The sequence below is a fragment of the Paenibacillus xylanexedens genome, from assembly GCF_001908275.1.
GTDB classification, from domain to species: Bacteria; Bacillota; Bacilli; order Paenibacillales; family Paenibacillaceae; genus Paenibacillus; species Paenibacillus xylanexedens_A.
This window is the reverse complement of the sequence record NZ_CP018620.1, coordinates 1654999-1671151: the sequence shown is the minus strand read 5'-3', so window position 1 is coordinate 1671151 and position 16153 is coordinate 1654999. Positions and strand designations below refer to the sequence as shown.

General features: G+C 44.8%; 16 protein-coding genes and 1 tRNA gene. 5 read left to right on the top strand and 12 right to left on the bottom strand.

Annotated elements, in window-relative coordinates; all coding sequences use genetic code 11:
- Positions 1 to 302: 302 nt before the first annotated feature.
- The 3 genes from BS614_RS07510 to tnpA all read right to left on the bottom strand — a co-directional run bounded on the left by BS614_RS07510 (position 303) and on the right by tnpA (position 3032).
- Positions 303 to 1184, bottom strand: a complete 882-nt coding sequence (locus BS614_RS07510) for a diacylglycerol kinase (RefSeq protein WP_074093499.1) — start codon at positions 1182 to 1184, stop codon at positions 303 to 305.
- A gap of 364 nt (positions 1185 to 1548) precedes the next feature.
- Complete coding sequence (locus tag BS614_RS07505; protein WP_074093498.1) at positions 1549 to 2628, bottom strand: RNA-guided endonuclease InsQ/TnpB family protein; 1080 nt, start codon at positions 2626 to 2628, stop codon at positions 1549 to 1551.
- Between the two features lie 5 nt (positions 2629 to 2633).
- Positions 2634 to 3032, bottom strand: coding sequence for an IS200/IS605 family transposase (gene tnpA, locus BS614_RS07500; RefSeq protein ID WP_047840510.1), 399 nt, complete (start codon positions 3030 to 3032; stop codon positions 2634 to 2636).
- Positions 3033 to 3498: 466 nt separating this feature from the next.
- Here tnpA and BS614_RS07495 point away from each other — a divergent pair, with 466 nt between their 5' ends.
- Positions 3499 to 4215: an NPP1 family protein gene (locus BS614_RS07495; protein ID WP_074093497.1), complete on the top strand. Its 717-nt coding sequence runs from the start codon at positions 3499 to 3501 to the stop codon at positions 4213 to 4215.
- Positions 4216 to 4311: 96 nt separating this feature from the next.
- Here the strand turns inward: BS614_RS07495 and BS614_RS07490 are convergent, their stop codons facing one another.
- Positions 4312 to 4728, bottom strand: coding sequence for a DUF4395 domain-containing protein (locus BS614_RS07490; RefSeq protein WP_074093496.1), 417 nt, complete (start codon positions 4726 to 4728; stop codon positions 4312 to 4314).
- 71 nt (positions 4729 to 4799) lie between these two features.
- Positions 4800 to 5726: a ketopantoate reductase family protein gene (locus BS614_RS07485; protein ID WP_074093495.1), complete on the bottom strand. Its 927-nt coding sequence runs from the start codon at positions 5724 to 5726 to the stop codon at positions 4800 to 4802.
- Positions 5727 to 5895: 169 nt separating this feature from the next.
- Here BS614_RS07485 and BS614_RS07480 point away from each other — a divergent pair, with 169 nt between their 5' ends.
- On the top strand, positions 5896 to 6465 hold the full coding sequence (locus BS614_RS07480; RefSeq protein WP_074093494.1) for a TetR/AcrR family transcriptional regulator: 570 nt from the start codon (positions 5896 to 5898) through the stop codon (positions 6463 to 6465).
- A 157-nt stretch (positions 6466 to 6622) separates the two neighbouring features.
- Here the strand turns inward: BS614_RS07480 and BS614_RS07475 are convergent, their stop codons facing one another.
- Positions 6623 to 8206, bottom strand: coding sequence for an MFS transporter (locus BS614_RS07475; protein ID WP_244898282.1), 1584 nt, complete (start codon positions 8204 to 8206; stop codon positions 6623 to 6625).
- A gap of 162 nt (positions 8207 to 8368) precedes the next feature.
- Here BS614_RS07475 and BS614_RS07470 point away from each other — a divergent pair, with 162 nt between their 5' ends.
- Positions 8369 to 8806: an Lrp/AsnC family transcriptional regulator gene (locus BS614_RS07470; RefSeq protein WP_074093493.1), complete on the top strand. Its 438-nt coding sequence runs from the start codon at positions 8369 to 8371 to the stop codon at positions 8804 to 8806.
- 342 nt (positions 8807 to 9148) lie between these two features.
- Here BS614_RS07470 and BS614_RS07465 read toward each other — a convergent pair.
- The 3 genes from BS614_RS07465 to BS614_RS07455 form a co-directional block, all read right to left on the bottom strand.
- Positions 9149 to 9220 (bottom strand) — tRNA-Thr (locus tag BS614_RS07465).
- Between the two features lie 3 nt (positions 9221 to 9223).
- Positions 9224 to 10021 carry a sirohydrochlorin chelatase gene (locus BS614_RS07460; RefSeq protein ID WP_074093492.1) on the bottom strand — a complete coding sequence of 266 codons (798 nt, stop codon included), beginning with the start codon at positions 10019 to 10021 and terminating at the stop codon, positions 9224 to 9226.
- 1 nt (position 10022) lies between these two features.
- The gene (locus tag BS614_RS07455) at positions 10023 to 10313 is read right to left on the bottom strand and encodes a YerC/YecD family TrpR-related protein (RefSeq protein WP_017690665.1); all 291 of its coding nucleotides are present in this window, start codon (positions 10311 to 10313) and stop codon (positions 10023 to 10025) included.
- Between the two features lie 452 nt (positions 10314 to 10765).
- On the opposite strand from BS614_RS07455, the gene BS614_RS07450 reads away from it, so the two are divergent.
- Both BS614_RS07450 and BS614_RS07445 read left to right on the top strand, forming a co-directional pair.
- The gene (locus tag BS614_RS07450) at positions 10766 to 11404 is read left to right on the top strand and encodes a tyrosine protein kinase (protein ID WP_157116041.1); all 639 of its coding nucleotides are present in this window, start codon (positions 10766 to 10768) and stop codon (positions 11402 to 11404) included.
- Between the two features lie 133 nt (positions 11405 to 11537).
- A complete protein-coding gene (locus tag BS614_RS07445; protein WP_074093491.1) occupies positions 11538 to 12626 on the top strand; it encodes a DNA alkylation repair protein in 1089 nt (362 codons plus the stop codon).
- Between the two features lie 281 nt (positions 12627 to 12907).
- Here BS614_RS07445 and corA read toward each other — a convergent pair whose 3' ends face one another.
- The 3 genes from corA to BS614_RS07430 form a co-directional block, all read right to left on the bottom strand.
- Entirely contained in the window at positions 12908 to 13867 is a 960-nt protein-coding gene (gene corA / locus BS614_RS07440; protein ID WP_074093490.1) for a magnesium/cobalt transporter CorA, read from the bottom strand.
- 349 nt (positions 13868 to 14216) lie between these two features.
- A complete protein-coding gene (locus BS614_RS07435) occupies positions 14217 to 15206 on the bottom strand; it encodes an inorganic phosphate transporter (RefSeq protein ID WP_036668387.1) in 990 nt (329 codons plus the stop codon).
- Between the two features lie 14 nt (positions 15207 to 15220).
- The gene (locus BS614_RS07430) at positions 15221 to 15841 is read right to left on the bottom strand and encodes a DUF47 domain-containing protein (protein ID WP_017690670.1); all 621 of its coding nucleotides are present in this window, start codon (positions 15839 to 15841) and stop codon (positions 15221 to 15223) included.
- Positions 15842 to 16153: the final 312 nt, after the last annotated feature.

Sequence of the window (16153 nt, the reverse complement as noted above, 5' to 3'; positions counted from 1 at the left end):
TCATTTCCTCCAAAATAACGACGTTGAAATTCGTTAGATTCGCAGCTTAGGCGATTTAGCCACATTAAGGCTTCCTGAGTTCGTTAAGCTCAGACGCATGTTGCCACATGAGATTATACGCGATCCCACCATACACGGCAACTGGAAAATCCACTTCCATCTCACCTTACCGCAGAGCTGAATCCAACTCTCCTCAACAGTTATGCGATACTGTGCAACCACCGCTGCAGCATCATAGCTTTTCTGAAGCGATCAACATTGCTTTTCGCAAGCGACCCACACTGCCCCCAGCACCCACATTTTCAACGATACAATTGCAGATGATGCTTGAGGTTCGTAAATGTGGCTGGCAGCGTGCCGCCCAACTCTCCATCAAGGTTCAGTTGCACATAGCCTGGCGAGGTAACTTCCATATGACTCGTCTGGAAATGAACCACTTTCTTGTCGTTCAGATGCTCCCCACGCAGCGCGAGCGTTACGAGTCGGATCATGTCAGCCAGATTACATTTGCGGACACCGATCACATCGAACAGACCATCGTCAATGGTTGCACCTGGAGCCAACTTCTCAAAGCCTCCAACTGAATTGGTATTGGCGATGAGGAATAACATGAATTCATCATGAATCTCTTCCTGACCGTCGGCGCGAATAATCAGCTCCTGAGGAGACAGGCTCGCCATTTTCTCAATACCCTTCATATAATAGGCCAGTTGCCCAATCATCGTTTTCAGACGACTCGGTACTTCGTAGGTCAGTTCAGTTAATGATCCGCCACCGGCGATGTTGATAAAATATTTATCATTCGCTTTGCCCAGATCGAGCGGACGAAGCTGCTGGTTAATGACCAGATCCACGTAATCTTCCCACTGTCTCGGAATGCCGAGTGCACGCGCAAAATCATTCGTTGTTCCCAAAGGAAACACACCCAGCGGAGGACGGTTCTCCCGTTCGGCCATACCGTTGATCACTTCGTACAACGTACCATCGCCACCAGCAGCAATAATCATGTCATAGCCGCGTTCAATCGCGAGTTCAGCTTCGCGGGTTGCATCACCTTCACCTGTTGTTGCATGACATGAAGCTTCAATACCACCTTGATCCAAACGCTGCAAAATATCAGCCAGACGTTTCTTCATTTCTTCCCGGCCTGAGGTCGGATTATATATTAAGCGAGCTTTTTTCATCTCATACGCCACCTATTCCACATTATCCATGAGTCTATATGACCTCATAATCTTACCTTGCATCAGTCCACCAAAGGGCATATTTTTAACACAACAATGAACTTCCGTTCATTCTGCTCTAATCTTTCGTCTTACTTATATCTATGCATCAGGAATTCCGTCTCATTCCAAAGCCTTTATCTCCTATCATATCATCAAATGTAAAGATGTCCTAGCCTTTGACACTCCCATCCCTAAAGGGGCAAGATCACTAAAGTGATTGGGATTCTTAGCTAAGCTTAACGTCCTCATTTCATTTCTGCTTTGGACAGATGCTAAGATTAGGGTATGCCATTACCCCTCCTAAGACAGTGCATATAGCACCTTAGGCTGATTGACTGTTACCGCCAATCACAGTTGCGTAGCGAATATTCATCGCCCCAACGATATCACGATGTTTTTTGAATCCACATGGGCACTTATATCTTCTATCTTGCGCCTTGTTCTTTTTTGAACATTCTGGACAGGTTTGACTTGAATATGCAGGGTTCACATATTCCACTTTGATCCCTGCCATATTTGCTTTGTATTCAATGAATTGTGCCAAACGGTAGAATGACCAACTGTGTAGATTCTTTTCGTTTTTACGACTTGTTCTTGTCGTCTGCCTTATATTCGTTAGTTGCTCTAAGCGAATGACAGAAGTCTTATTTTCGACTGCGAAATTAACGATTTCACGACTGACTTTGTGGTCTTTGTCTTTCATCCATCGTTGTTCTTTATCATCTAACTTGCGAATAGCGTCCACTTTCTTTTGTTTTCCTAGCTTTTGACGAACACTACGAAACTTCCGTTTCTTGTATTTGTTTTCTCGCCCATTCCCAAAGAAGCGAGCGTGATCATTATCTGTGATGGCTACGGCAGGGACTTTCAGCCCTAAATCAACGCCCAAAATCCGCATACCCGTTTTTTCAGTTGTTGGCATGGTGACAGCAATTTGGGCTATCCACTTACCTGAGCTTTTCGTGACACGGAGCGTACCAAGTTTATGCTTCAAAAGGTCAACGTTTCGATGATCTTTGTCGATGAACAATGCACGAATTTTTAAACGCTTAGATTTTCCCTCTACCATGAATGGAATGGAAATGTGCGTGAAGTCAAGAGAATAGTTTTGGTTATTCCATACGCAAATCGGTTTCTTTAGGATCGGTATGATTGCGTATTTACTTTTCTTAACTTTGTTAGAGAAGACACTATTCGCATCTTTAATCGCTTGATTTTTTACTGCACTTGGTAGATTAGCAGGAATGTCTTTTGTTGTCTTCTTCAACCTTTTCTTTTCTTCTACCATCTCGGCTACGAGTGTATTAACAACTCGGATATATTCATGACTACTTTGTTGCAATAGTTGGATCTGCTCTTTAGTCGGCAGCAGCTTTACCTTAACCGTTAGGGTCTGAGACATATACTTCACCCCCTTGTCTTTTGTTGTTCAACATAACGCTTAATGGTCTCACTTGATACATTTCCAGCGGTAGAAACAAAATAGGAACGTGTCCACAAACTGGGCAAATGCAGAAGGTGTGGAAACTCTTCTCGTAGTTTTTTTGATGTGACTCCTTTTATTTTTGCCATGATATCAGCAGGGCTTAATGTTGGAAGTGCATTGAGAAACATATGTGTATGGTCTTTGTCGCACTCCATGGCAACAATCACAATTTTAAGCTCTGCACATACCTCATGCACCAGTTCCTTGAAGCGCTGTTCTACCTCTAATTTGAGAAATATCTTTCTTCTGTATCGTGGGCAGAACACAAAATGATAGTTCAACAAAGATACGGTTGTGTTTGTTCTTCTATATTCATTCATATCTATATTGTATCAGTTCAATAGATGAATTGAAACAAGCTGAAAAAATTAAGAACGCAGACATTTCGGATACTTGAAGCATCACAATAGTGATACTCCGTATCCGACCTCACTTTCATCCCACATCTAAAGAATTGGGCTTTCTCGTTCGGGAATTCTGTAATCTATAAGTATATTTTTTCATATATGTATTCACTAAACCATCCATTACCCAATAAACCTCACGCACCGATCCTGAATCTTCCCCACTACCTTTTATGTAAAATAGTCTCATTAATCAACCATTCTGCCCGCTTGGACAGGAATTAGTCTTCGATTTTGATGATCTTCATATGATTATGACATAGATATGCTACAAATTTACAAATCTTAAGATGAAAAGATAATTAACATAAACCTTTTTCCAATATAGTTTTAGTGAACCCTCAACTTAGCACCACATCATACCCTTGAAGGAGAAGTGTAAATGAAAAAAATCGTGTTAATGCTCCTGGTCTTTCTTATGGCATGTATTCCTTGGGTCACCGTTGTTGAAGCAGCAGAAATTAACCATGATCAGGTTGTCGGATTTCAGGAAGTCTCCCCAGTTACCGTGACACAACAAGCAACCAAGCGTTTTCAGCCTTTTCTAAAAGTCTATCATGGTTGTGTGCCTTTCCCCGCAGTGGATCAACAGGGCAATACCAGTGCTGGCTTGAATACGTCCGGGTCATCGAATGGAAACTGTAGCTCAAGTACAGGGCAGATTTACTCCCGTTCCGCCTGGCACAATGGGGTGTGGGCTATCATGTATTCGTGGTATTTCCCCAAAGACTCCCCTTCCTCTGGACTCGGCCATCGTCATGATTGGGAAGGAATCGTCGTGTGGGTCGATAATCCGGCAGCTGTCAATTCCAAAATCCTCTCTATCGCATATTCCGGTCACGGCCAGTTCACCAACGTCACGCCGAGCAATACCAATACACAAGGTAACCATCCGTTGATCTCCTATAATAGTACCTGGCCGCTAAACCATGAGCTTAGCGTTACCAGCGCTGTTGGCGGAACTCAGCCTTTGATCGGATGGGACGATCTGACTTCTGCGGCACGAAATGCACTCAACACGACAAACTTCGGTAGCGCCAACGTGCCTTTCAACGATAACAATTTCACCAACAATTTAAATAAGGCCTGGTTCAGATAAAGAAAATCCCCTTCAAGTGAACAACTCACTTGAGGGGGATTTCGTTATAAAGTTATCGTAGTATCCCGGATACCTGTATCACTTCTTCAGCCAACCTCAAAATCCGATTTTTCTGCCTGCACGCATCTGTTTGTACCAGAAATAGACGGTACAGCCTACACAATAACCCAGCAGTGCCGCGCTTGCAGCCGCGAGAAGCATAACGGAGAATACATAACCTGCGGCTACCCAGCCAAGCGAGAACGAGATGAGTGCCAGAGTCAGGAAGAGCACCGCCAGAATATTGTTGAATCGCTGCAGCTCCACCGCCTGCGTCAATGTCCCTTTACCAGTCAACACAGCTTTCCCAATCTGCACAAACAGATTAAGCTTGCCACCAGAAGCCAGCCCAACTACCTGAATGATCCACAGCAAGCCCAGAACTACCAGCGGATTGAACACAAACGAGAGTAAAACAAACAATACAATACCGACCTGATTCGCTTTCACATAACGCATGGGCACTTCCCGCATCTGTATATCTCCTTATCCCCATTTTATTAGTTGGTTTTATTGTAGTCGGTATTGGGTTAATGAGCAACACTTCATTTAAGGATAGTAAAATCTCTTTTCAGCACGTCCCAATGGGGAGTCGGGATGCCTGTTGTCTTTTTCCAATCCGTGAATGCGTTACTTAGGGCTTCAATTTCACCAAAAGAACCCGCGACCAGCTTATGAACCGGAAGCATGCTATAGATTTTTAACAGGAGGTACAACGTCCGTTGATGCTTGCGAATCATTTTAGCCTGAATCTCCGGTATAATCGTTATGCCCATAGCCTCAAGCACGCTGAAGCCCTCATCCATTGCCCTAATCATATGTTGGATTTGCTTTCTGTTCCCGTCCAACTTGATCAATTCACGCTTCTCATTAAAACTCACTGCATTAAGCATCAGAATGGGGATGATATGGCTTTTCAGCCAGGCATCAATATCACTCAGAACATTTAACTTGTATTTCACATGTTGGAAAGCTTGATCCAGCAAAGGTTTAAAGCCTATTTCACCGTCCAGACTACCGATCACCATTTGTCCGTTGCCTCCACCGACCGATAACATGCGGTCCTTTTCCCGCTTCCCTGCACTCACATGGAATCCAAACGCGACCTGTTTTGCTACCCTGCTGTTTTCCTCCAAAAAGTTTTGCATGCTTCGCGCATCTGCGTTGTTTCCCACAATCACAATATTGCTACTCTGATTCTCTGCCAGAATAGGTAACACTGAAGAAAAATCGTTATATTTCATGACAACAAAAATCAGATCATATTGGTCATCCACTTCCAACGTTCTGGCTACCCGAACCTGATCAACTGTCGTTTTGAATTGAAAAAAATGCCGGATGACGATTCCATCCTTCTCCAGCTCCTCTGCCCGCTTCCCTCTAGCCAGAATAGTAACATCATTGCCGCCGCGCACCAGAATGTGCGCCAGTTGACTGCCCAAAACCCCCGCACCATACACTAATATCTTCATTGGTTATCCCTCAATTTCATAGTTTATAAAAAATCGTTGTTTTATCAACATTTGTTGATAAAATAAGATTAACAAAGCACCTACTGTGCTTTCAATCGTTAAAATATCCGTTTTTGTTGAATAATCAACGAATGATTCCTTATTGTTGAAAACCATCATAGGAGGGGCCATGGACAGACGAGTACTCAAGACACGAAAGGCAATAATTGAAGCTTTTGTGGGGTTACTGGAGGAACAGAATTTCGAGCAAATTACGATAAACGATATTGCTGATCGGGCTAATGTAAACCGAGGAACAATCTATTTGCATTACGCTGACAAGTTCGACCTGTTGGATCAATGCATTGAGACCTATTTGCAGCGGTTGTTGGATGCCTGTATGATCGAAAGCCCTACTACAACACCCGTTACGGCCAAGGATGCGTTGCTCCGAACCTTCTGCTATCTGGAACAACATGCCTCTACCTATACCACACTTCTTACTAAAAAAGGTATTCCGGCATTCCGTAGTAAGTTGATGACATTGTTGGTCCAGGGAGTACAGGATCAAATGGATGCTTGTGGAATCCAGGAAGGTATGAAAAAAGAGATTACCATACAGTTTCTTGCTTCCGCTGCAGTCGGAATCCTGGAGTGGTGGATTATGAATTCCATGCCTTATCCGGCCGAGGAGATCGTTGACCAATTAATAGGTTTACTGCAGCTACATCTGCAATTGCACGCACCCATTAATGGATAAACTAATCCTCGCTCAAGTGATCTACAACAAACAAAAACCACGTCCTGAGGACGTGGCTTCGTTTTTTTGGCAAACCGATCAGATCGCTCCGCGAACACGCATCGCGGCCAGTGAAGAGAGTTATTATAGGTTAACAGAAATACATATTCTTCAGGCTCTAATTATGCAACGAAGCTTTCTTGGGTCTAAAAATGATAAAACTGATCGCGGCCAAAATCCAGACTCCGATACCGCCATAGAGCATCACCAAACCAAAGCCATGCACAAGAGCTGCATGGACGATTGCTCCGGCTGTATCCAGAGAGGTAATATTTAGTGAATCCAACTGGAGAGATGATGTGTTGCCGCCAGCTATTTTTTCCGCCAAAGACCTCAATTGCACTTCATCAATGGTCCCAGATAGCACATCCTTCAGATAAGACAAGATACCTTCCTGCAAAATATATCCCATCAATGCGATATTGATAGCTAGGCTGATTAATCTGGCACTCGTGTCTATGCCGGAAGCCATGCCTGAACGAGTGCTCGGAACCGAGCCGGTGGTCGTGTTGGTTACAGGCGTGTTGGTTAAGCCAAGCCCTATACCAGCCAATAGGGAACCGGGGAGCATGGTCAACCAACTAGCATGATCGCTGCTGCTGCCTAATTTCATCCATAAGAAGCCGGTTCCGATAATAAACAGACCCATTGGGATGATTATGCGCGACTGATAGCGAAGCGAAAGACGCTCTGCTAGTGGAGGGATTACCAAGGTGGGCAGTGTATAAGCCAAGAGAGACAACCCTGCTGGCACAATGCCGTAACCAAGACCACTCTGGAAATAAATCGGCAGATAGATCATGAATGGCCAGAAACTGAAATTCATTCCGATGGAGCCTAAAAGAGCGCCAGAAAAATTTCGTATCCTGAATACGGAAAAATCGAACATCGGATGGGTGCTGAGTTTTTCTGCAAACCAAAAAATAGTGAAGCATATTGCGGTTGCAACAAGGATACTGATGGCCGTCGCGCTGGTAAAGCCGAGTTCAGGCCCTTGCGTGATAAAGTATACTAGCCCAAAAACCGTCAACGATAGCGTGATGATGCCGATGATGTCCAGCTTTTTCGCCTGCCGATCTCTGGAATCCTCCACACCGGCTATAACCAAGATCAACGTGAGGATGGTCAGTGGGACGTGGACTAGGAAAACCCAATGCCAGTTCGAAAACGACACGATCATCCCCCCGATGATGGGTCCAAAACCAAGACCGATGCCGAACACGATACCCCATACGCCAAAAGCTTTACTCCGTTCTTTTCCTTCCCGAAACTGTTGCGAAAGAATTGCTATCTGGCAGATGAGCATCGCGCCAGCACCCACGCCTTGAAGAAATCGGCTGACGATCAGAACTATCGTGCTTTGCGCCAAGCCACAAATCAAGGATGTAATACCGAACAAGATGAGACTGACAATAAAAATACGCTTCCTTCCATACCGGTCAGCCAGCGTTCCAACAGCCATCAGAACAGTTGTACTAGCAATGGTGTAGGCACTCATAATCCATTGCATATCCTTGAGATTTCCATGCAATACCTTTTCCAGTGTTGGCAGTATCACTGGCACACTGGAAATTTCGAGTCCGAACATTAGCGTGGACAAACATATAGCAGCTAATGCGATTATATTTTTGACCTTATCCATTCGTGCCTTAAAATCTTCTGTACCTACCTTATTGGAGTCGTATTTACTCAATGATGCCATCCTCTCTCTCCCTTTTCATATATAATCATTTTATTGCTGTAGATTATTTTATAATTAAAGTCATTGATTTTACATATCACATTCAAACGCATATAATGAAAATGCAAATTAATTAAAGAAGTTTTGTACAAAACGCCTTAAATTTAAAGGAGGAAATTGAAAGTGGATCATGTAGACAAACAAATCCTCTTATATCTTCAAAATCAGGCAAGGATTTCAATGACTGAGCTGGGTAAAAGCGTGGGGTTATCTCAACCTGCTGTAACGGAACGAGTTAAAAGAATGGAAGAAAGCGGAGTTATTCAGGAGTATCGCACCGTCATCTCTCCTGAAAAAATCGGAAAGCATACGGCAGCCTATATGTTGTTTCGGACTAGAGACTGTCTGGCATTTCTTGATTTTGTCCATGCATCTCCCCATGTTGCCGAGTGTCACCGTATAAGCGGCGAACACAGTTACTTATTAAAGATTGTTACCGAATCCACACGAGCTCTCGAAGAGTTTAGTAATCAGTGTGACAAGTATGGAACCTATACGAGCCTGATTGTCATGTCTTCACCGATCGATCACAGACTTCTCATTCATTCTCTCCCTAATTAACTCAGATAAAAGAAAAATATAGATTCCCTCTCCCCTCATATACATATACAAAAAGGAATTTGCCTTCAGGCTAATGAATAGCCTTAGGGAAAATTCCTTTGATGTGGGATGACTCATTCAACTTTCAGAGATCGTAGAAAATTTAATCATTATCCGAATCAATTTGGATGAGCTTGCGCGGTTCTTGTTCTTTTCCACCGTACCAGACCAAAACAGCGGCGAACAAATTCAGTGTACTTGGGCGTACACCTCAATGAATACCACGGACTAAGCCAAGGTTCGTTAAATGAGCCCCTCCATAACGAAAAAAGCCATCACATGAGGTGATGACTTTTTTCGTTATGGAGCCTAAGCGGATCGAACCCCTGACCGCATCGCTACCAGCGATGCGCTCAGCCATGAGCGCTAAGGCCCTTTTCAAGAAGAAGCTTCAACTTCGGCCTTATCTTCATTGCATCTTTCCAGCAAAAACTGGATCTGGCGCTCCATCCACTGCCCTAACAACGGATGTGGAAGAAACGTCTCACCGCTATACGCGTAATTCAATTCCTTAAGTCGACCCGGGATAACGTTCCTCGTGAAATAACCGGCACTCAAAAACAGCGGCGCCACAATGACTCGGTTCCCCCGCACTTCGCTCCAGTACTTCACTTTGTCGTACACACTCTCCGGATTCAGCAATGCATAATCCGTATGGGCTACACCACTAACTTCCTGCACACGCTCTGTAAGAGAAGAAATTCCAGCTTCCCAACGCTCGCGAAAACCGTCATGAATACTACCATGGCCCACCAGCAGAATCGTTTCCTTCTCTGGTTGCTGCGACAACAATCGGACTTTGTCCCACACCATCACGGCAATATCCGGATCGTTATCCACTGGATAACCGAAGTGAACCCGAGCCTTCACATCGAACGGTTCCAGATCCGTTTCGCGATCAGGTGTTTCCTTTGCACCAATGGCATATTCAATTTCATCCACATGTGTACTCCCGGACGAAACAAATAGAGGTACGACCAGAATATCGGTTACGCCTTGTGCTTCCAGTCGGTCGATACCGTCCTGGATCAGGCGTCCTTCCACAAGTTCAAGAAAACCGGCTTCAACCGATAATGGAACAGGCAGATTCAACCGGGAGATCGCGTCATCGACGGATTCCACCCAGGTCTGCTCCTGTGAACCGTGACTGATGATGAGTACACCCGGCTTCTTCATGTTAGCGTCCCAGGCGTTCCAGCGTCATTTTATAACCATCATTGCCGTAATTCAGACAGCGTTTCACACGTGAAATTGTAGCTGTACTCGCACCTGTCTCTGCTTCAATCTGGTTATACGTATTGCCTTTACCCAACATACGAGCCACTTCCAGCCGCTGGGACATGGATTGGATCTCGTTTACGGTGCAGAGGTCATCAAAGAAAACATAACACTCTTCAATATCTTTTAGCGTCAAAATAGCCTCGAATAGTTGTTCAATGCTTTTATCATTTAGCTTTTTCAGCTGCATTTCATCATCATCCCCTAGCGGTTACTGTGTACCTACATTGTACTCACCCTGAGTTGGTATTTCAAGCGTTACCGATTTCACGCACTACAGAATAAAAATACATGTTACCGCTTACAAAAGGTACTATTGTCCTCCCCTCACGCACATCGGGCGAAATTCCCGCGCTTTTTCCCAGTTTTCACCTGTATATATCCGATTACTTATGTAGGATTTCAATCCTCTTAAATGTGACAATTTTGTGTCTAAACTGCATTTTACTCTTCGTGGACCTGCCATCTTACATGCGCCCAAATCCGCAAATATCCCGTTTTCCGGGATACCCGCCTACGCCGTCTCTCCGCGAATGACATACAGTATAACAAAAGGGAGTTCCACAAGGGTCTATGATGTACATCTGTCATGCAACTCATGGAACGCAATTCCGAAATCCAATAGAAGGAACGTGATTGTTCATGCCACAGCATTATTATCACCGCCAGCCAGCACCAGGGCAGCGTCCGTCTTCTCATGCTCATCGGCAGGCACATACTTCTGCCTATATGCCGCCCGGTGTGGTTCCGCGGTCTTTAAATGAAACCCAGATTCAACCGATGTATCCTGGCGTAGAACCACACTACCCGGGCTTTGGTGAAGTCGAAGCTTCTGCAGTCGTACCCTATGGGCAGGGTGTGGCTGGCGGGAACTTTTATGGAGGTGCAGCTCAGATTGTTCCCCCAGCTCCGGTACAGGTGCCTGCTGCTACAGGCAGTTCCGGGTTTTCGTTAGCCAACATCGGTGAGTTAAAAGGAATGATCGACCGCTTCGGCGGTATTGATGGAATCATGACTGGAATAGGCAAAATGCAAAAGGTCGTCGGTGGTATCCAGCAGATGGCTCCGATGATGAAGCTCGTTATGGGCATTCTGCCTTTTGGAAAAGGAAAATCGAATAACAGCGCGGCCGATGCAGACTATGAAGAATATAAGCCGTCCCGAAAACGTAAAAACAAACGCCGGAATAAAACAACGAATGTGCCACGTCGCCGCAATACAACTCCAGTCCGTCGCAAATCCAATTCCACAAAGCGCCGTCCCAAAAGTCGCAAAGGTTAAAAAAATTCAGGCACCCCCTTACAGAAGGTGGGTGCCTGAACACCGTTCACCCGTATACAAATAAATTTCAGGAACTTACGTTCTTATTTCTGTAATTTGAGGTATACTGGATAGTAACTAAAGGAGGCGGACCATGGAACTTTTCAAAGACAAATACACTCCCGCATTAATCGATCGGACCGGCGAACAGTTGCGTCAATTCTACCCTAAGCTGGATACACAGCAATTTCATGAATTGGTTTTCGCTGAAGGCTGGGAACAGTTGGAATTCAAAGCGCGCATTCGCAGAATCACACTGGCTTTGACCCAGGTACTGCCGGACAATTATGAGGAAGCATTACATATTATCGAACAAGCCGCCCCTACGATGAGAGGCGTTGAATATCTGTTTGTACCGGATTTTATCGAAGTGAACGGACTTGACCCGGAGGATTACGAGTTATCCATGAAGTATCTGACCCTCTTCACACCTTATTCCAGCTCGGAGTTCGCGGTACGCCCGTTTATTGAACATTATCCAATTCAAACGATGAAACATATGATGGCGTGGGCAGAGAGCAACAACGAGCATATCCGCAGACTTGCCAGTGAGGGCAGCCGGCCACGTTTGCCATGGGGTGCGAAACTCCAGAACTTTATCACTGATCCAACACCTGTACTTCCGATTCTGCATGCATTGAAACAGGACGAGTCCCTCTATGTTCGCAAAAGTGTCGCCAATCATCTGAATGACATCTCCAAGGACCACCCTGAACTGGTTATGGATCTGGCCACGACCTGGTACGGACAACATGCACACACAGACTGGATTGTCCGGCATGCCAGCAGGTCATTACTGAAGAAAGGACATAACAAAGCACTGAGTCTTTTTGGTTATAACGAGCAGGATTCGATTCACATTGAGCAGCTTCAGCTTGTCCAGGATACGATTAGCATTGGCGAGGATCTCCATTTTTCGTTCGATGTCGTTAATGAGAGCGGCGAGTCCCAGATGCTGCGAATTGAATATGAGATGGGTTATATGAAGGCAAACGGCAAGCAGGCCCCCAAACGGTTCAAATGCTCCGATAAAATGTACCCGACAGGCAGAACCAAGGTAGCCACCAAACAATCCTTCAAAGTCATCACAACGAGAAAATACTATGCCGGTCTGCATACGCTTACCATTCTTGTGAATGGCAAAGAAGCAGCTACAACTTCTTTTGTTCTTGAAATGGAGTAAAAGGAAGTCATCATAAGTTATACACAGCTTGTTGAAGCGGAATAGTTATTCACATGTGGATACATTTTTTCAAAACTTCTAATAGAAGAATCAGAAAGGCCACCTGGCAAACATCATCTCCCGACAGTTATTGCTGCCTGAGACCCTTGTCCAGTGGCCCTTTTCATATGTAACAAACGTTGCTTCAGCTATGCAATCTTCTTCTGATGATCTGCTCGCAAGAGCGTGCGCTTATCACCGAAAGATGGAACTGTATACGGAGCAGTAAGGCGTAACATTTTCTACTTAAACCAACCGCGCTTCACAAACCAGGCGACCATGCTTCCGCCAAGTACAAACATTAACAGCAGCACCGTACCATACCCAAACTTCCATTGAAGCTCAGGCATATAGGCAAAGTTCATGCCATAAATACCCGCGATTAGTGTGAGCGGCATAAATACAGTCGTAATCACCGTGAGTGTCTTCATGATCTGATTCATCCGGTTGGAGTTCAGGGAAATATAACTGTCGCGCAGGTCAGCGGTCATCTCCCGATCGGCTTCAATCATGTCCGTCAGCTTCAACAAGTGGTCATAGATATCGGTAAAATAAGCCGTATGTTCACCTGTTCGCTGCACATGCTGGGAGTTCACCACCCGATAGAGCAGATCCCGCATCGGTACTACGGTTCTTCTAAGCTTCAGCAATCGAGTCCGCAGATCAAACACCTGGTTCATCAAGTCTTCAACCGACTCTTGTCCACCCCGGTTCTCCAGTTCAGCCAGTTCATCCTCAATCGCAAATAGAGACGGGAAATAATGATCGACCAGCTTGTCCATCACCGTATAGGCTGCTGCCACCGGACCTCGCGCCCAGATGGTTCGTTCATGTGCATGGTGCAACAAGCGTTCCCACGCTTCATCCACTTCCTCCAATACGCCATGATGAAAAGACACTAGGAAGTTTGATCCGAGAAACAAGTCAACCTCCTCGGCTTCCAGTGTAGACGGGTTCAGTGCATGCAGCACAAGAAACTGCAGATTATCATAATAATCGAGCTTGGGCCGTTGCAATACATGCAGACAGTCCTCTATGGCTAATGGATGAAAATGAAAATATGTATCCAGCAAACGGCTTTCCTCTTCCGTTGGCTGGTTAAAATCGGCCCATACCCAGGCGTAATCGTTCAGATCCAGCTGTGTAAGTGGTACGTTAACGGAGACTTGATGTTCTCGTGTAATGGCGAGTGTACGAATCATAAATTAGACCACGTCCTTGTCCTGTATCTTTACGTCATTGTACAACTTTAACCATAGGTACGTCTCCCACGTGTCCAAAATATCCACAGACGCATTCAAACTCGACAACAAAAAAAGCCAACCCTGTTGGCTTCTCTCATTTCCCTATCCACAGTTCCCTGTATCCACAGGAATATCTTCTTTTGGTTTATCATTCCACGGATGGCTATCCACATATCCAGCCTGTCCACACGTTCATGCACAGGCGTCTCTTGATTTTGGTTGTATATTTATCCACATATCCCGATATTCACACAGTTATGAACAGATTGTCTGGTAACTCCGAATTCGTTCGGGATAACTTCTCTTTTTAGAAAATAATCCAGTACAATAATCCTGCCAGTGCCCCAGTAATCGGAATCGTAATGAACCACGTAATAATAATACGTCCAGCAAGTCCCCATTTCACCGCAGAGAAACGTTTCGCGGAGCCAACACCCAGAATAGCTGATGTGATCGCGTGCGTTGTACTCACTGGAAGGTGAAGCAACGTTGCTGTGAAAATAACGGATGCAGCTGACAGATCCGCGGCAAAACCGTTAATCGGTTCAATTTTAAAGATTTTGGTACCCATCGTTTTGATGATTTTCCAACCACCAATGGATGTACCCAGAGCCATCGCCGTTGCTGCTGAGATTTTAACCCACAGCGGAACATCCAGATTATCCTGCACACCTGCTGCAACCAAAGCAAACGTAATAATACCCATCGCTTTCTGTGCATCATTCGTACCATGCGTGAATGCTTGCAGTGCTGCCGTGAAAATCTGTACCGTACGGAAACCTTTGTTCACGTTATGCGGACTGCGTTTGGCGAAAATATATTTGAGAATCGTCATGACCACATAACCGATGGCAAACGCGATCAGAGGTGATAATAGCAAACCTCCGACGATATCAATGAATCCGCTCCATTTCACTTTATCAGATCCTGCGCCAACGAGCACGGCACCTGCAAGGGCTCCAATAAGTGCATGTGAGGAAGAAGACGGAATACCAAACCACCATGTAACCAGGTTCCAGATAATCGCTGATATCAAGGTGACTATGACGACCTCTATCCCGTTATCCAGCGTGGTGGGGTCGGTCACACTCCCCCCAATCGTCTTCGCAACGCCTGTGAACATCATCGCACCGACAAAGTTCATCACCGCTGCCATAAGAATAGCTCGACGCGGCGTCAGTGCTCGGGTTGAGACCGAAGTCGCAATGGCATTGGCCGTGTCGTGAAAACCGTTGATGAAGTCAAACGCCAGTGCAAGGAAGACGACTATACCCAATACCCAAATCGTTGTTTCCATTATTCTCTGGCTCCTTAAGAATTACGCATAATGATGGATTCAAGCACGTTCGCCACGTCTTCACAAGCATCCGTTGTTGTCTCAAGACGTTCGTAAATTTCCTTACGCTTGATCAGTTCAATCGGATCAGACACGGTAGCGAAGAGATGTTTGATACACATGCGCAGCACTTCGTCGCCTTGGTTTTCCAGATCATTCAAACGAATGGTGTACTCACGGATCGCGAGCAATTTTTTCTGGGACAGCAGATGGATCGCCTTCTGAATTTCGTAAGCCGATTGGCGCAAAATTTCAGCAAACTGTATGACGAACTCATCATCTGGATCTGTCAGTTGGTACATATAGAAACGGGAAGCCGTTGCTTCGAGTCCGTCCAATACGTCATCAAGTGTTGTTGTCAGCTCCATAATATCATCGCGTTCGATCGGCGTGATAAATGTTTTGTTGAGTTCTGTAATGATCGTATGCACATAATCATCACATTTCGACTCGTACTTCTTCATTTCATTAGCAAAAAGAGTCACATCCTGAAGGTTGGAAACATGCTGGGAGAAATAATCTGCCGCTTGAACAACCGTATCTGCCATATTCTCCAGTGTCTCAAAAAATATATCCTTCTTCTTCTTAAGCTTCATAGCTCTATCCCCTTTACGAGAAAAATTGCCGACAACCGATGAAACATGAAATGACAACCTTTGATATCTTATCATATTTGTTTCATGGTTTGTACAAAAGGTGTGATCCTTTTTTATATTCTTATCACATTAATCTGAAATGAATCTTAATTATTTGGAATAATGGTAAATTCAAGTCAAGATTTTACACTGCGTTTACAATTCGACATCAAAATTCAAAATCGACACGATTCTACTTTTCACGCTAAAGACAAATATAATGCCATTTCGACGACAAAATGAGTACATGTTTCATTGTTTTCTTTCATTACA

Coding starts and splice junctions, on each gene's coding strand:
- BS614_RS07490 (WP_074093496.1), bottom strand. CDS start 4,728: ATGCGGGAAGTGCCCATGCGTTATGTGAAAGCGAATCAGGTCGGTATT.
- BS614_RS07480 (WP_074093494.1), top strand. CDS start 5,896: ATGGACAGACGAGTACTCAAGACACGAAAGGCAATAATTGAAGCTTTT.
- BS614_RS07445 (WP_074093491.1), top strand. CDS start 11,538: ATGGAACTTTTCAAAGACAAATACACTCCCGCATTAATCGATCGGACC.
- corA (WP_074093490.1), bottom strand. CDS start 13,867: ATGATTCGTACACTCGCCATTACACGAGAACATCAAGTCTCCGTTAAC.
- BS614_RS07510 (WP_074093499.1), bottom strand. CDS start 1,184: ATGAAAAAAGCTCGCTTAATATATAATCCGACCTCAGGCCGGGAAGAA.
- tnpA (WP_047840510.1), bottom strand. CDS start 3,032: ATGAATGAATATAGAAGAACAAACACAACCGTATCTTTGTTGAACTAT.
- BS614_RS07495 (WP_074093497.1), top strand. CDS start 3,499: ATGAAAAAAATCGTGTTAATGCTCCTGGTCTTTCTTATGGCATGTATT.
- BS614_RS07460 (WP_074093492.1), bottom strand. CDS start 10,021: ATGAAGAAGCCGGGTGTACTCATCATCAGTCACGGTTCACAGGAGCAG.
- BS614_RS07435 (WP_036668387.1), bottom strand. CDS start 15,206: ATGGAAACAACGATTTGGGTATTGGGTATAGTCGTCTTCCTTGCACTG.
- BS614_RS07450 (WP_157116041.1), top strand. CDS start 10,766: ATGCCACAGCATTATTATCACCGCCAGCCAGCACCAGGGCAGCGTCCG.
- BS614_RS07455 (WP_017690665.1), bottom strand. CDS start 10,313: ATGCAGCTGAAAAAGCTAAATGATAAAAGCATTGAACAACTATTCGAG.
- BS614_RS07475 (WP_244898282.1), bottom strand. CDS start 8,206: ATGGCATCATTGAGTAAATACGACTCCAATAAGGTAGGTACAGAAGAT.
- BS614_RS07505 (WP_074093498.1), bottom strand. CDS start 2,628: ATGTCTCAGACCCTAACGGTTAAGGTAAAGCTGCTGCCGACTAAAGAG.
- BS614_RS07485 (WP_074093495.1), bottom strand. CDS start 5,726: ATGAAGATATTAGTGTATGGTGCGGGGGTTTTGGGCAGTCAACTGGCG.
- BS614_RS07430 (WP_017690670.1), bottom strand. CDS start 15,841: ATGAAGCTTAAGAAGAAGAAGGATATATTTTTTGAGACACTGGAGAAT.